This window comes from Sphingomonas sanxanigenens DSM 19645 = NX02, from assembly GCF_000512205.2.
Taxonomy (GTDB): domain Bacteria; phylum Pseudomonadota; class Alphaproteobacteria; order Sphingomonadales; family Sphingomonadaceae; genus Sphingomonas_D; species Sphingomonas_D sanxanigenens.
Genome location: NZ_CP006644.1, coordinates 3746937 through 3760898 on the forward strand (window position 1 = coordinate 3746937; position 13962 = coordinate 3760898).

Below are 13962 nucleotides of genomic sequence, written 5' to 3' on the forward strand. Positions count from 1 at the left end.
CGGCACGGCTCACGCCGCGAGGCGGAGGAACGGCACCGGCGGGGTCGAGCGCAGCACGATCGGCTGACCGAGCTCGGCCTGGAACAGTTCGCCGTCGAGGATCACGCTGGAGCGTTCGCCCTCGATCTGGATCATGTCGCCGCGATCGAGATGGATGCCCGCCATGCGCCCGCGGCCGAGCTTGCCGAACGCCGCGGCGGCGATCGCGCGCACCAGCGCCCATGGGCTCTGGTCCACCGCCATCAGCTTCATCCGGCCGGCGCTGACCCCAACCATCTCGGTGCGGCTGCCCAGCAGCATGCGTTCGAGCGTGGTGACGATCAGCAGCGAGAAACGCCCGCTGAGCTGGCCGTCGCGAATCATCGAGACCCGCACGGGCCGCGGCCGCGGCGGCAGGAAACGGCCGCCGATGCCGAACAGCATCGCGAACAGCACCGCCAGCGCCGCGATCACATGGCTGAGCCCGTTGGGCAGCCCCAGCGGATAGATCTTGTTGCGGCAATAGAGGATCGTGTCCGCCAGCCCGGCGCCGCCCAGGAACATGCCCAGCACCGGCCGGCTGCCATGCGCGCCGCTCGAAAGCTCGATCAGCTCGCGCACCACGACATGCTCGCTGAGGTCGCCGCGCGTCATCTTGACGATGCGGTCGAGCGCTTCAAGCGGATCGCCATGCGCACCCAGATCGAGCGCGATCAGGTTGGTCTTGCCGTTGGGCAGCACCGCCACGGGCGGCGGCGCGTCGCCGAAATGGCCGCCCTGGTGCAGCTCGGTCAGCGCCGCCTGCACGGTGCCGTCGCCGCCGTTGATCACGATCACCCGGGGCTCCACCAGCGCGATCGTGCGCAGGGCCTGGCCGATCTGGTCGACATTCTCCACCTCATAGTGGAAGATCTCGGGATGCGTCGCGCAATAGGCCCGCACGCGCGGCAGCAGCGCACGGTTGCCCGTGGAGCGGGGATTGGACAGAAGCGCGACGCTGGGCATGGTCTATCGTGATCCCTCGATCGGCCGGATCGACAGACCCGAACGGTAATTGAGCACGACATCCACCGTGCGAGTCGCGGCACCGACCGGAATCACCACCGCACTGTGCTTGGGCTTGAGGTTGGTCAGCGACAGATGCGGGTTGCGCGAGAAGCCACCGCCATCGCTCCAGCCCGACTTGCCGTTGCCATCCACGTCGTGCCGCACCGCGACGGCATAATTGCCCGCCGCCGGCAGCCCGACGCATACATCCATCACGCCACTGCGCGTGACCGGCAGGTCGACGCGCTTCAGCCACTTGCCCTTTTCGAGGAACTCCGCGGCGTTGCCGCCATAGATCTGCACGCGCAGCTTGCCGGTGCGCGCCTTGAAACCCTCGACGCGCACCAGCACGGAGGGCCCCTGGCCCGCATCGCAGACAGCCGCGTCGGGACCGAGAGCGCCGGCATAGGCGGGCACCGCCAGCGCCGTCAGCACCAGCGGACCCGCGATCAGCGTCCTCCAAAGTTTCGACATGACCTCACGACTCCTGGAAGCTATAGCCATGCCACAATCGGCATGACCGGCACTGTTGCCCCCATGCCATTGAAGATCGGGCTCGTTTGCGGCCAAAACATGGTCATGGGGCGTCTGAATTTCGAAATGCTGACCGCGACCGACCGTTACATCGCCCGCCTGATCGCCCTGCCGCTGTTCGGCACGCTGGTGATCGCCGCCATGCTGCTCGTGCTCGACAAGATGCTCCGGCTGTTCGATTTCGTCGCGGCCGAAGGCGGACCGGTCAGCGTGGTGTGGCGCATGCTTGCCAACATGATCCCGGAATATCTGTCGCTGGGCATCCCGATCGGCCTCATGCTGGGCATCCTCCTGGCGTTCCGCAAGCTCGCCATGTCGTCCGAGCTGGACGTGTTTCGCGCGGTCGGCCTCAGCTACGGCCGGCTGATGCGCGTGCCGTATATGTATGCCATCGGGCTGGCCCTCGTGAATCTCGCGATCGTCGGCTTCGTCCAGCCCTATGCGCGCTACGCCTATGAGGGGCTGCGCTTCGAGCTGCGCTCGGGCGCGCTCGGCGCCTCGATCAAGGTGGGCGAGTTCACCCGGCTGGGCGCGCGCATGACGATGCGGATCGAATCGAGCCGCAATTCCGGGCGCGACCTCAACGGCATCTTCGTCCGTGCCGAATCGCGCGACGGCAAGTCGCTGGCGGTCACCGCCGAGCATGGCACCTTCATGGCCACGGACGATCCCGACACGATCATCCTGCGCCTGCGCAACGGCGTGCTCGTCCACAACGCGCCCGAGTTCAGGACGCCGCGGGTGCTGGCCTTCACCGGCCATGACCTGCCGATCGACCTGCCCCGCATCGAGGCGTTCCGGAAGCGCGGCGACAAGGATCTGGAACGGACGATCCCCGAACTGGTGCGGATCGGCAAGGATCCAAACCTGCCGAAGAACCTGCGGCTGGAAAGCCGCGCCAACTTCCATTTCCGCATGGCGGAGGTGGCGATGATGCTGCTGCTGCCGCTGCTGGGCATCGCGCTGGCGATTCCGCCCAAGCGATCCTCGTCGGCGCTGGGCGTGTTCATCTCGATCGTGATGATCGTGACCTATCACAAGGTCAACGAATATGCCGAAAGCCTGGGCGCGCTGGGCAAGGTGGATCCGATCATCGCGCTGTGGGTGCCCTTCGCGATGTTCGCGGGGCTGATCTACTGGATGTACCACATGGTTGCGAACGTCCCCGGCGGAGCGCCGATCGCGGCGCTCGAACGCGGCGCGGCGAAGATGGGCGGCGCGGTGAAGGCCTGGCTGCGGCTCGGCCGGCGCAAATCGTCCGAAGCCGCGTGACAAGGGCTATGACCACCCGATGATGAGTTTCTTCCCGTCGCGCACGCTTGCGCTCTACATGGCGCGCATGTTCCTGCTGCGCACCCTGGCGGTGCTCGGCGCGCTGGTCGTCGTTCTCCAGACGCTCGACCTGCTCGGCGAATCGGGCAGCATCCTCGCTTATCCCGGCAACGGGCAGGAACAGCTCTGGTACTATGTGTCGCTGCGCGCACCGCAGATCATCGCGCGCTTCCTGCCCTTCTCGGTGCTGCTCGCCACCCTGATCACGCTCGCCACGCTCAACCAGAACAGCGAGGTGATCTCGATGAAGGCCGCCGGGCTTTCGGCGCACCAGGTGCTGGCGCCGCTGATCGTCGCCAGCCTGGGCGTCGCCGCGGTCTCCTTCGTCTTCAACGAGCGGATCGTGGCGCGCGCCACCGCCACTCTCGCGCAGTGGGAGCATGTGGATTACGGGCCGGTGCCGAAACAGCGCGCGTTGCAGACCAATGTGTGGGTGCGCGACGGCGCGATGCTGATGCGGGCCGGAGAGGTTCATGGCGGCGGCGCCACGACCTGGCTGAAGGACGTCACCGTCTATGACCGGTCGAGCGGCGCGCTCGACCAGATCCTGAACGCGCCGGAGGCTCGCTACGTCGCCGATGGCGGCGGCTGGCGGCTGGCGGGCGGCGCGCGCTTCGACGTCGCGCGTGGCGTGCGCGTGCCGATCGGCCCGGTCACGATCGCGCGGGGCGTTCGGCCCGACCAGTTCACCCTCGCCGATGTCGACGGCGATTCGCTGTCCGTCCGCGAACTGCGCGGCGCGATCGCAGACCTGAAATCGGCGGGCCGGCAGACCGCATCGCTCGAATCCTCCTATTATCACAAATTTTCAGGGCCGCTTTCGGCGGTGCTGATGCCGCTGCTCGGCGCCGTCGCCGGATTCGGCCTCGCCCGTTCCGGCCGGCTGTTCGTGCGTGCGGTGGTCGGCATGGCGCTGGGCTTCACCTATTTCGTCGCCGACAATTTCTCGCTGGCGATGGGCAATCTCTCCGCCTACCCGCCCATGCTTGCCGCCTGGGCGCCGTTTTTCCTGTTCCTGCTGATCGGCGAAGCGGTGCTGATCCGCACCGAGGAGTGATGCGCCGGGTTACGATTGTGGCACGCTATCCTGTGCGCCGTCGAAAAATCGCCTTATTGCGCGGCCAGTAGCGGCTTCCATATACAGGAGCCGGCTTGTGCGCAGGCCCCGAGTCCGTTCGAGGAAGATGACGTGAAGACTGAGCAGACGCTCCGCACCGGTTTCTGGAACCGGTCGCACTATCTGGACCGGATGACGCTCAAGGAATTGACCGTCGCCTATTTCCAGTATCCGGCGATCATCGCCTATCTGACGCTCGCGGTCGTGTCGGCCGGTGTCTATGTGTGGCGCCCGGCGGCGCCGGTGCAGACGCTCGCCTCGATCGCCATCGCCCTCCTCGTCTATCCGCTCGCCTGGTACGTGCTCCATCGCTGGGTGCTGCACAGCCAGTGGATGTGGAAGGTGAAGTGGCTCGCGCCGACCTGGAAGCGCATCCATTACGACCACCACCAGGACCCCAACCATCTGGAGATCCTGTTCGGCGCGCTGCACACCACGCTGCCGACGATCGTGATCGCCACCGCGCCGCTCGGCTATCTGATCGGTGGCGTCGGCGGTGCCGCGATCGCGACGTCCACCGGCCTGCTCACCACCTGCTTCTACGAGTTCTGCCACTGCATCCAGCACCTTGGCTACAAGCCGAAGAGCAAGTGGCTGGCGACGATCAAGCAGCGCCACATGGCGCACCATTTCCACAACGAAAACGGCAATTTCGGCATCACCAACTATTTCTGGGATCGCCTGTTCGGCACCTTCTACGAGCGCGCGGGCGAGCGGAAGAAGAGCCCGACGGTGTTCAACCTGGGCTACACCCAGGAAGTGGCCGAGAAATATCCATATGTCGCGGAGCTTTCCGGTGGCGTCGCCAGCGGCCACCCGCGCAGGCGCAAGCAGGACTGACCCTCCGCTCAACCGTATCCGGGGCGGGGACGCACGACAGCGCGTCGCCCGCCCTTCTTTTTGTTTTGCCCTGCTCCGAAGGCCCGTCAGCCATGTCTGATCCGATCACCGTCACCCCGGTCACCAGCCGCCCCGATCGCAAGGCGTTCGTCGAACTCGCCTATCGCCTGAACGGCAGCGATCCGGCCTGGGTGCCGCCGCTGCGCAACGACGTCTACGAACTGCTGACACCGGGCAAGAACCCCTGGTTCGAACATGGCGAACAGCAGCTCTTCCTCGCCCGCCGCGGCGGGCGGGTGGTCGGCCGCATCTCGGCGCATATCGATCATCTCGCGCTCAAGCAGCCGGTGGAACAGGGCATGGGCCCCCATACCGGCAATTGGGGGCTGTTCGAAGCGGAGGACGAGGCGGTCGGCAAGGCGCTCCTCGCCGCCGCGGAGGATTGGCTGCGCGCCAAGGGCCTCACCCGCGCGCTCGGCCCGATCAGCATCTCGGTGTGGGACGAACCCGGCCTGCTCATATCCGGCTTCGATCATCCGCCGACGGTCATGATGGGCCACAACAGCCCCGCCTATCGCGCCTGGATCGAGGCGGACGGCCACAAGCCGGTCAAGTCGCTCTTCACCTACGACCTCAACATCGAGGAGCCCTTCCCCGGCATCGTCTCACGCGTCATCCAGAGCGGCGAGCGCAACCCGCGCATCAACATCCGCCGCGCCGACAAGTCCCGCTTCCAGGAGGAGGCGACGCTCATCCTCGGCATCCTCAACGATGCCTGGTCGGACAACTGGGGGTTCGTGCCGCTGACCGACAGCGAGATCGCCTATGTCGGCAAGAAGCTGAAGCAGATCGTGTTCGAGGATCTCATCCGCGTCGCCGAGGTGGACGGGGAGGCGGTGGCGTTCATGATCACGCTGCCCAACCTCAACGAGAAGCTGAAGGGCATGGGCGGCACCTTGTGGCCGTTCAACTGGATCAAGCTGTTGCTGTGGCTGCGCGCGCCGAAGATGGAAACGATGCGCGTGCCGCTGATGGGCGTGGTGAAGCGCATGCAATCGAGCCGCCTCGCCAGCCAGCTGGCCTTCATGATGATCGAATATATCCGCCGCGATTCGACCGCAAAATTCGGCGCCACCCGCGGCGAGCTCGGCTGGGTGCTCGAAGACAATCAGGGCATGGTCGCGATCGCCGACATGATCGATAGCAAGGTCAACAAGGAATATGTGATCTACGAAAAGGCGCTGTGAGCCTTAAGCCCCTCCTCTCAGGAGGGGCTTGGTAACCGCTCAATGCCCGCCGCGCATCGTCGCAACCTTGTGCACCACCAGCGCGATCGCGCCGCCCAGGATCACACCGACCACGCCGAAGCAGGCCGCCTCCACCACCCAGTGGACCAGCCCTTGCGCCACCGGCACGGCATGCGCGGCGGCGCCGGCGAGATGCTCGATCCATTCGGGCAGCGGCGTGAAATGATAGTCGTGCAGGCCGTGGACGATGATGCCGCCGCCCACCCAGATCATCGCCGCGGTGCCGATCGTCGCCAGCGCGGAGAGCAGCACCGGCATCGCCTTCACCAGCCCGCGCCCGACGCCCTGTGCAGCGGCCGACTCGCGCGCGGCCAGATGCACGCCGATATCGTCCATCTTCACGATCAGCGCGACGACGCCATAGACGCCCACCGTCACCGCGGCACCGACCAGCGCCAGCACGATCCCCTGTTCCCACAGCGGCACCGCGCCGCCGGACTGCACCTCGGCGAGCGCGATCGCCATGATCTCGCCCGACAGGATCAGGTCGGTGCGGATCGCGCCGGAGATCTTGGCTTTCTCCAGCGCCGCGGGATCCCCGCCCTCCGCCACGTCTTCGGCATGCTTGCCATGGCCGGTCAGCGCCTCGATCAGCTTCTCGGCGCCTTCGAAGCAGAGATAGGCGCCGCCCGCCATCAGGATCGGGGTGATCGCCCAGGGCGCGAAGGCGCTCAGCAGGAGGGCCGCGGGCAGCAGCAGCAGCAGCTTGTTGCGCAGCGATCCGACCGCGATCTTCCAGATGATGGGCAGCTCGCGCTCGGGCGTGAAACCGGTCACGTAGCGCGGGGTGACCGCGGTATCGTCGATCACCACGCCGGCGGCCTTGGTCCCCGCCTTGCCCGCCGCGGCGGAAACATCGTCAAGCGACGCCGCCGCCAGCTTGGCGATCGCGGCGACATCGTCGAGCAGTGCGGCAAGTCCGGAAGCCATGGCCGGTAATATCCCCCTTGTTGTCGTCGAAACGGCGAACCGTCCTAGCCGCCCCCGGTTCCGTGCGGAAGAGAGGCGGTCCGGCGGCCCTATGCAGCCGCCACCGGCGGTTCGGACGCGAACCAGGCGGCGGCGAGATCACGCGCATGGTCGCGCACGTCGACCGGCAGCGTCTCGGTCAATTCGGTGAAGCGCGCGGCGTCATGCGCGTAGAGCGCACGGATCGCCTCCTCATAGCCCGCACGATTGCCCGCCATCGCCGAGAGGAAATGATAAGCAGCGTCGCGCGCCGCGGTGCCGCTGACCCCCTGCTGCCGCGCCGCATCGACCAGCCGGCGCAGCGCGGCCGAGGCACCGCCGGGCTGCGCGCGCAGCCATTCCCAATGCCGGGGCAGCAAGGTGACCTCACCCGAGACCACGCCCATGCGCGGCCGCCCGCGCGGGCGCGCCGGCTCATCCGGTCGCATGTCGAGGTCGATCTGGCGCCCGGTGACGTCGTCGAACACCAGCAGCGTCCCGATATCGTCATGCATATCGAGCGCACGGATCGCCTCGCGCACCGCTTCGGCGCTGCCGGTCGCGATCCAGGTGTCGCCGGCAAAGACTGTGCAACTTTCCATCGGCATTCCTTCCCGCGTCGATCTAGGCGAGCGCCGATGTCCGTTCAATATTATCCGGGTTAAATTATGTGTCTCCCGCCGGAAGACACGACCGCCGCGTCATCCCAGGCTTGAGCGGGCATGACGGAAACATCGGCGCATGCGGCCCCGGGCCGGACGCGCTTACGTGTCTCGCAGGACCGCCCAGGTCGCGGCATGGTCGCTGGCCTTCTCGCGGCCGCGGAACGCCTTGTCGACATTGGCGTCGACCAGCCGGTCCGCGGCGGCGGCGCTGAGCAGCAGATGGTCGATGCGGAACCCCGCGTCGCGCTGCCAGGCGCCCGCCTGATAGTCCCAGAAGGTCCAGATCGGGCCGACGGGATGGCGGGTGCGGATCGCATCGGTCCAGCCCTGGTACAGCAATGTACGGAACTCGATACGGCTCTCGGGCTGCATCAGCGCATCGCTCGCCATCGCAGCGGGCGAATAGACGTCGGCGTCGGTCGGGATGACGTTGTAATCGCCCGCGAGCACCGCCGGCACTTCCTCCGCCAGGATTTCCAGTGCGCGCAGCTGCAGCCGGCGCATCCAGCGCAGCTTGTAATCGAATTTCGGGCCGGGCTGCGGATTGCCGTTGGGCAGGTAGATCGAGGCGACGCGCAGGCCAAGCACATCCGCCTCGATATAGCGGCTATGCTCGTCCTCGGGCTCGCCCTCCAGCCCCTTGCGGACCACGACCGGATCGGTGCCGCGCGCGAGGATGGCGACGCCGTTGAACCCCTTCTGCCCATGCCAGATCGCGCCATAGCCGGCACCGCGGATATCCGCTTCCGGGAAGGTCTCGTCGCTGGACTTGAGTTCCTGCAGGCAGACGATGTCCGGCTTGGTCTCGTCCAGCCATTCCAGCAGCCGGGGGAGCCGGGCCTTGATGCCGTTGACGTTGTAGGTCGCGATCTTCATGGCAGCAGGGTGTAGCGGCGGCCGGGGCGGCGCTCAAACACTTCCTCCCCGGGTTCGGCGCCTAAGCCGTCTCCCGCGAAGTGCGTTGTGACTTGCACTCATCTTGAATGGATTGAGTGGGGCTGCCGCCGCGCCCCCTCGCCCCTACGGGGAGAGGGGGAGTCGCGCGCCGCGTAAAGGTTCGAAGGGCTCAGCACCGCTGTTCGGCTGGCCCTGTTCAGAGCGAACCCGTCAGACTTTTACGCTTGGCGCGACTGCCCCTCTCCCTGGTCCGCTACGCGGACCTTTCCCTCTCCCCGCAGGGGCGAGGGGTAAAAGCGGCCGCGAACGAGAAGTACGCATGCAATCCGGGAGAGGGCTTTTTACGCCACCTCGACCTCGCGCCCGAGCGTCGCGAAGCGCATCAGGTGATAATCCTCGTCGCCCAGTTGATGGCCGATCATCACCAGCCGCTTGGCATAGTGCGACAGCGGCAATTCCCACGTCATGCCGATGCCGCCATGCAACTGGATCGCCTCCTCCGCGACCAGCGAGCCGATATGGCCGATCGAATATTTGGCGGCAGACACCGCGCGCTCGCGCGCCAGCCGGTCGCCGTCCAGCGCCGCCGCGGCGTTGATCGCCGCCGAGCGCGCCTGTTCGATCTCCAGCGCCACCGTCGCCATGCGGTGCTGCAGCGCCTGGAACTTGCCGATCGGCACGCCGAACTGCTTGCGCGTGCGCAGATAGTCGAGCGTCTGCGCCTTCAGCACGTCCATGATCGCCACCGCCTCCCAGGCGAGCGCGACCAGCCCGGCGGCGATCGCCGCCTCGACGATCGGCCCGGCCTCGCCCTGCGCGCCGACCAGCCGCGCCGGCGCGCCGTCGAGCACCAGTTCGCCCGCGCTGCCGCCGTCGATCAGCGGGTAGTCGCGGATCTCGACCCCTGCGGCGCTGCGCTCGACAAGGAAGGTCGAGAGGCCGTCATCGCCCTCGACCCGCGCGGTGACGAGGATCAGGTCCGCCTGCGCCGCCTGCGCGACCACGGCCTTGGCACCGGTCAGCGCCCAGCCGTCGCCCTGGCCACGCGCGCGCGTTTCGATTGCGGCGATGTCATGGTCGCCATGCGGCTCCTCATGCGCGAAGGCGAGGATGGTCTCGCCCGCAATCACGCCGGCCAGCGCATCGACCTCGCCCGCCGCCGCCAGCACCCGGCCGGCGAGCAGGGTGCCGAGGAAGGGTTCCACCACCAGCGCACGGCCGAGCTCGCCGAACACCGCGCCGACGTCGAACGCCGCGCCGCCATAGCCGCCGCTGGCCTCGTCGAAGAGCGCGCCGACGATGCCGAGTTCGGCCAGCGCCCGCCACGTCTCGCGCGACCAGCCCTCCGCCGACGCGATGATGCGCTCGCGGGTGGCGAAGTCGTAATTCTCGCGCAGGTAGCGGCCCAGCGAGTCCACCAGCATCTGGCGGTCTTCACCCAGAGAGAAGTCCATCGTCAGAGCTCCAGGATTGCCTTGGTGATGATCTCGCGCTGCACCTCGTTCGAGCCGCCGAAGATCGAGAGCTTGCGGTTGTTGAAATATTGGCCCGCCACCGGCGCGGCGAAATCGGGGCCCACCGGCGGGCCGTTATAGCCAGCCTCCAGCGCCTCGGCGACGAAGGGCTGGGCATAGGCGCCGGCGGCGCGGCGCATCAGGTCGGTGATCGTCTGGCGGATCTCGGTGCCGCGGATCTTGAGCATCGAACTTTCCGCCATCGGCGCCGCGCCATGCCCCGCCGCGTTCAGTACGCGCAGGTTGGTGGTCTTCATGTTCTCGAGGTCGATCTCCAGCCGCGCGAGGCGGGCGGCGAACTGCGGATCCTCCGCCAGCGGCCGGCCGTTGCGGCGCTGGGTGCGCGCGACCTGCTTCAGCCGCTCGAACGCCGCCATCGAGGCGCCGACGCCGGCGATGTTGGTCCGCTCGTAGGTCAGCAGATATTTGGCGTAGGTCCAGCCCCTGTTCTCCTCGCCGACCAGATTCTCCACCGGCACGCGAACGTCGGTAAAGAACACCTCGTTCACCTCGTAATCGCCATCGAGCAGCTGGATCGGCCGCACCTCGATGCCCGGCGTCTTCATGTCGATCAGCAGGAAGGAAATCCCCTCCTGCTTGCGCCCCTCGTTGGAGGTGCGGACGAGGCAGAAGATCATGTCGGCATATTGACCGAGCGTGGTCCAGGTCTTCTGGCCGTTGACGACATAATGATCGCCATCGCGCACCGCCGCGGTCTTGAGGCTGGCGAGGTCGGAGCCCGCGCCCGGCTCCGAATAGCCCTGACACCACCAGTCGCTGCCGTCGAGGATGCGCGGCAGCCAGTGGCGCTTCTGCGCCTCATTGCCATATTTGATCAGCACCGGCGCCAGCATCGAGAGGCCGAACGGGATGATCCGCGGCGCGTGGGCGAGCGCGGTCTCCACGTCGAAGATGAAGCGCTGCATCACCGTCCAGCCGGTGCCGCCCCATTCGACCGGCCAGTGGTTGGCGAGCCAGCCGCGCGCGTTGAGGATGGCATGCCATTCCTCCATGTCCTGCTTGCCGAGATGCTGGCCGTTCAGCACCTTGTTCGAGATGCGCGCCGGCAGCTTCTCGCGCAGGAACGCGCGGACCTCCTCGCGAAACGCCTCTTCCTCGGGGGTGAAGCTCAGATCCATCGCCCGGTCCTCCTCAAACGATCTCGAACAGCCCGGCGGCGCCGATGCCGCCCGCCACGCACATCGAAACGACGACGTAGCGGACACCGCGCCGCCGCCCCTCGATCAGCGCATGGCCGACGAGGCGGCTGCCGGTCATCCCGAACGGGTGGCCGATTGCGATCGCGCCGCCATCGACGTTGAACCTGTCGGGATCGATGCCGAGTTTGTCCCGGCAATAGACCACCTGGCTGGCGAACGCCTCGTTGATCTCCCACAGGCCGACATCCTCGACCTTCAGACCGGCGCGCGCCAGCAGTTTCGGCACCGCCAGCACCGGGCCGATGCCCATTTCCTCGGGCCCACAGCCCGCGACCTGGAAACCGCGGAACAGGCCCAGCACCTCGCGCCCCTCGGCCTCGGCGGTGGCGCGGTCCATGACGACCTGCGCAGAGGCGCCGTCGGAGAGCTGGCTGGCATTGCCGGCGGTGACGAAGCGGCCCTCGGCCACCGTCTTGCCGCCCTTCCACACCGGCTTGAGCGACGCGAGCCCCTCATAGCTGGTGTCAGCGCGGATGCCCTCGTCGGCCGCCAGCGTCACAGTCTCGCGCCCGGTCTCGCTGCCATCCTTGGCACGGAGGATCTTCTCGGCGGTCAGCGGCACGATCTCGTCGGCATAACGGCCCGCCGCGGTCGCCGCGGCGGCGCGATGCTGGCTTTCCACCGCGAAGCGATCCTGCACCTCGCGGCTGATGCCATAGCGTTCGGCGACGATCTCGGCGGTCTCGATCATCGCCATATAGGCGTCCGGCTCCTGCGCGATCACCGCCTGCGACCGCCAGTCGGGCGTCACCATCCCGGGAAGGCTGGTGTAGGTCACCGACTCGCCGCCGCCGGCCAGCGCCACGTCGATATCCCCGCAGATGATCGAGCGCGCGGCGAGCGCCACCGTCGTCAGACCCGATCCGCATTTGCGATCGACCGAGAATCCCGCCACCGATTGCGGCAGCCCGGCGGCGAACGAGGCCATCCGGCCGATATTGTAGAATTGCTGGCCATATTGGTTGCCGGCACCCCAGAACACGTCGTCGATGCGTTCGGGATCGATCCCCGCCCGCTCGATCGCGGCGTGCATGACATGGCCGGCGAGCACGGTCGGCTCTGTGTTGTTGAACGCGCCGCGGCCAGCGCGGCCGATCGGGGTGCGGGCGGTGGAGACGATCGCGGCTTCGCGGGTCATGGCGGGGTATCCTGTGGGGCGAAAGGGGGGTCAGCGGGGGGCCTTGAAGTCGGCATGCTTGCCGAACTCGGCGCGGGCGATGGCGCGGGCGTGGACCTCGTCCGGCCCGTCCGCAAAGCGCAGGGTGCGCTGATGCGCCCATGCCTCGGCGAGGAAGAAGTCGGACGAGACGCCGCCGCCGCCATGCGCCTGGATCGCGTCGTCGAGGATACGCAGCGCCATCGTCGGTGCCTGCACCTTGATCATCGCGATCTCGAGCTGCGCGGCTTTGTTGCCGGCGCGGTCCATCATGTCGGCCGCCTTCAGGCAGAGCAGCCGGCTCATCTCGATATCGATGCGCGCGCGGGCGACGCGCTCCTCCCACACGCTATGCTCGGCGATGCGCTTGCCGAAGGCGACGCGGGAGGTCAGCCGCTTCGCCATCGCCTCGATCGCGGTCTCGGCGACGCCGATCGTGCGCATGCAATGGTGGATGCGGCCCGGCCCCAGGCGCCCCTGCGCGATCTCGAACCCGCGCCCCTCGCCCAGCAGCATGTTCTCCGCGGGCACGCGGACATCCTCCAGCACCACCTCGCCATGGCCGTGGGGCGCATGGTCATAGCCATAGACCGTCAGCAGCCGCTCGATCCGCACGCCCGGCGTATCCATCGGCACCAGGATCATGCTCTGGCTGCCGTGGCGCGAGCCTTCGGGATCGGACTTGCCCATCACGATCGCGATGCTGCAGCGCGGATCGCCGACGCCGGACGACCACCATTTGCGCCCGTTGATCACATACTCATCGCCGTCGCGGATGATCGAGCTCTGGATGTTGGTTGCATCCGAGGAAGCGACCGCGGGCTCGGTCATCAGGAAGGCGGACCGGATCTCGCCGTCCATCAGCGGGCCCAGCCAGCGCTGCTTCTGCTCCAGGGTGCCATAGCGGTGGAGCACCTCCATATTGCCGGTGTCTGGCGCGGAGCAGTTGAACACCTCGCTCGCCCAGCGCAGCCGCCCCATTTCCTCGGCGCACAGCGCATATTCGAGGTTGGTGAGCGCCGGCCCCTCGAATGCGAACGCGTCGTCGACATGCGTGCGCCCCGACTGCGGCGGCATGAACAGGTTCCACAACCCGGCGGCGCGCGCCTTCGGCTTCAGCGCCTCGATCACCGGGATCACCTTCCAGCGATCGCCCTCATGCGCCTGCGCCTCATAGTCGTCGTTGCGCGGCCGGATCTCCGATTCGATGAAGTCGCGAACCTGATCGCGATACAGGCGCTGACGCTCACTGAGTTCGAAATCCACCGCTCTCTCCTCGGCCGCGTTGCGGAGTCGCGTGTGGCCGCGCTCCGTGGCGGCGATTTCTTGCAGGCGGCGCGCGGGAAGGCAAGCCGGATTTCATACGCACTATTCGATAAATCTCACACAACCTCGAAAAACCCGCT

13 protein-coding genes are annotated in these 13962 nt (G+C 67.3%); 4 read left to right on the plus strand and 9 right to left on the minus strand.

All coding sequences use genetic code 11. From position 1 onward, the window contains the following. Window positions 1-9 precede the first annotated feature (9 nt). Together NX02_RS17045 and NX02_RS17050 are read right to left on the minus strand one after the other, a co-directional pair. Window positions 10-984, minus strand: coding sequence for a diacylglycerol/lipid kinase family protein (locus tag NX02_RS17045; RefSeq protein WP_025293417.1), 975 nt, complete (start codon window positions 982-984; stop codon window positions 10-12). 3 nt (window positions 985-987) lie between these two features. Further along, complete coding sequence (locus NX02_RS17050) at window positions 988-1500, minus strand: DUF2141 domain-containing protein (RefSeq protein ID WP_025293418.1); 513 nt, start codon at window positions 1498-1500, stop codon at window positions 988-990. A gap of 126 nt (window positions 1501-1626) precedes the next feature. Here NX02_RS17050 and lptF point away from each other — a divergent pair, with 126 nt between their 5' ends. From lptF to NX02_RS17070, 4 genes are all read left to right on the plus strand, one after another. Then, a complete protein-coding gene (gene lptF, locus NX02_RS17055) occupies window positions 1627-2832 on the plus strand; it encodes an LPS export ABC transporter permease LptF (RefSeq protein ID WP_025293419.1) in 1206 nt (401 codons plus the stop codon). Window positions 2833-2851: 19 nt separating this feature from the next. Next, the gene (gene lptG, locus NX02_RS17060; RefSeq protein ID WP_025293420.1) at window positions 2852-3949 is read left to right on the plus strand and encodes an LPS export ABC transporter permease LptG; all 1098 of its coding nucleotides are present in this window, start codon (window positions 2852-2854) and stop codon (window positions 3947-3949) included. Between the two features lie 192 nt (window positions 3950-4141). Then, a complete protein-coding gene (locus tag NX02_RS17065; protein ID WP_084718295.1) occupies window positions 4142-4849 on the plus strand; it encodes a sterol desaturase family protein in 708 nt (235 codons plus the stop codon). 92 nt (window positions 4850-4941) lie between these two features. Then, the gene (locus NX02_RS17070; protein ID WP_025293422.1) at window positions 4942-6096 is read left to right on the plus strand and encodes a GNAT family protein; all 1155 of its coding nucleotides are present in this window, start codon (window positions 4942-4944) and stop codon (window positions 6094-6096) included. A gap of 39 nt (window positions 6097-6135) precedes the next feature. Here the strand turns inward: NX02_RS17070 and NX02_RS17075 are convergent, their stop codons facing one another. The 7 genes from NX02_RS17075 to NX02_RS17105 form a co-directional block, all read right to left on the minus strand. Then, window positions 6136-7086, minus strand: coding sequence for a DUF808 domain-containing protein (locus tag NX02_RS17075; protein WP_025293423.1), 951 nt, complete (start codon window positions 7084-7086; stop codon window positions 6136-6138). 89 nt (window positions 7087-7175) lie between these two features. Further along, on the minus strand, window positions 7176-7706 hold the full coding sequence (locus NX02_RS17080) for a DUF2239 family protein (RefSeq protein ID WP_025293424.1): 531 nt from the start codon (window positions 7704-7706) through the stop codon (window positions 7176-7178). A 162-nt stretch (window positions 7707-7868) separates the two neighbouring features. Then, window positions 7869-8645 (minus strand): exodeoxyribonuclease III, encoded by a 777-nt coding sequence (xth, locus tag NX02_RS17085; RefSeq protein WP_025293425.1) that lies wholly within the window; start codon window positions 8643-8645, stop codon window positions 7869-7871. A 362-nt stretch (window positions 8646-9007) separates the two neighbouring features. After that, window positions 9008-10120: an acyl-CoA dehydrogenase family protein gene (locus NX02_RS17090; protein ID WP_025293426.1), complete on the minus strand. Its 1113-nt coding sequence runs from the start codon at window positions 10118-10120 to the stop codon at window positions 9008-9010. Window positions 10121-10122: 2 nt separating this feature from the next. Then, complete coding sequence (locus tag NX02_RS17095; RefSeq protein ID WP_025293427.1) at window positions 10123-11319, minus strand: acyl-CoA dehydrogenase family protein; 1197 nt, start codon at window positions 11317-11319, stop codon at window positions 10123-10125. 13 nt (window positions 11320-11332) lie between these two features. Further along, window positions 11333-12538 carry a thiolase family protein gene (locus NX02_RS17100; protein WP_025293428.1) on the minus strand — a complete coding sequence of 402 codons (1206 nt, stop codon included), beginning with the start codon at window positions 12536-12538 and terminating at the stop codon, window positions 11333-11335. A 30-nt stretch (window positions 12539-12568) separates the two neighbouring features. Then, window positions 12569-13822 (minus strand): acyl-CoA dehydrogenase family protein, encoded by a 1254-nt coding sequence (locus NX02_RS17105; protein ID WP_025293429.1) that lies wholly within the window; start codon window positions 13820-13822, stop codon window positions 12569-12571. Window positions 13823-13962 lie beyond the last annotated feature (140 nt).

Coding starts and splice junctions, on each gene's coding strand:
- NX02_RS17045 (WP_025293417.1), bottom strand. CDS start 984: ATGCCCAGCGTCGCGCTTCTGTCCAATCCCCGCTCCACGGGCAACCGT.
- NX02_RS17050 (WP_025293418.1), bottom strand. CDS start 1,500: ATGTCGAAACTTTGGAGGACGCTGATCGCGGGTCCGCTGGTGCTGACG.
- lptF (WP_025293419.1), top strand. CDS start 1,627: ATGCTGACCGCGACCGACCGTTACATCGCCCGCCTGATCGCCCTGCCG.
- lptG (WP_025293420.1), top strand. CDS start 2,852: ATGATGAGTTTCTTCCCGTCGCGCACGCTTGCGCTCTACATGGCGCGC.
- NX02_RS17065 (WP_084718295.1), top strand. CDS start 4,142: ATGACGCTCAAGGAATTGACCGTCGCCTATTTCCAGTATCCGGCGATC.
- NX02_RS17070 (WP_025293422.1), top strand. CDS start 4,942: ATGTCTGATCCGATCACCGTCACCCCGGTCACCAGCCGCCCCGATCGC.
- NX02_RS17075 (WP_025293423.1), bottom strand. CDS start 7,086: ATGGCTTCCGGACTTGCCGCACTGCTCGACGATGTCGCCGCGATCGCC.
- NX02_RS17080 (WP_025293424.1), bottom strand. CDS start 7,706: ATGGAAAGTTGCACAGTCTTTGCCGGCGACACCTGGATCGCGACCGGC.
- xth (WP_025293425.1), bottom strand. CDS start 8,645: ATGAAGATCGCGACCTACAACGTCAACGGCATCAAGGCCCGGCTCCCC.
- NX02_RS17090 (WP_025293426.1), bottom strand. CDS start 10,120: ATGGACTTCTCTCTGGGTGAAGACCGCCAGATGCTGGTGGACTCGCTG.
- NX02_RS17095 (WP_025293427.1), bottom strand. CDS start 11,319: ATGGATCTGAGCTTCACCCCCGAGGAAGAGGCGTTTCGCGAGGAGGTC.
- NX02_RS17100 (WP_025293428.1), bottom strand. CDS start 12,538: ATGACCCGCGAAGCCGCGATCGTCTCCACCGCCCGCACCCCGATCGGC.